Below are 230 nucleotides of genomic sequence, written 5' to 3' on the forward strand. Positions count from 1 at the left end.
GGTACGAACGGTAGGTCGAGAGGACTTTGTCGCGTCCGGTGTGGAGGCGAGCCATCCGGATCGCGTTCTCGTTGGCATCCGCACCGCCGTTGGTGAAGAAGGCCTTGTTGAAGCCGTCTGGAGCGTGATCGGTGATGCGTTTCGCCGCTTCTCCCCTGGTCAGGTTTGCCGTCGACGGCGCGATGGTGGTGAGCAGGTCTGCCTGTTCCTTGATCGCCGCGATGACGGCC

Annotated in this window: 1 protein-coding gene; it reads right to left on the minus strand. The window is 63.0% G+C overall.

The window, feature by feature from the left end; translation table 11 throughout:
* A partial coding sequence (locus tag AAEY88_RS15750; RefSeq protein ID WP_350563908.1) for an aminotransferase class III-fold pyridoxal phosphate-dependent enzyme occupies positions 1-230 on the minus strand: 230 nt, incomplete at both ends.

It is taken from the genome of Psychrobacter sp. CAL346-MNA-CIBAN-0220, from assembly GCF_040309805.1.
Lineage (GTDB): Bacteria > Pseudomonadota > Gammaproteobacteria > Pseudomonadales > Moraxellaceae > Psychrobacter.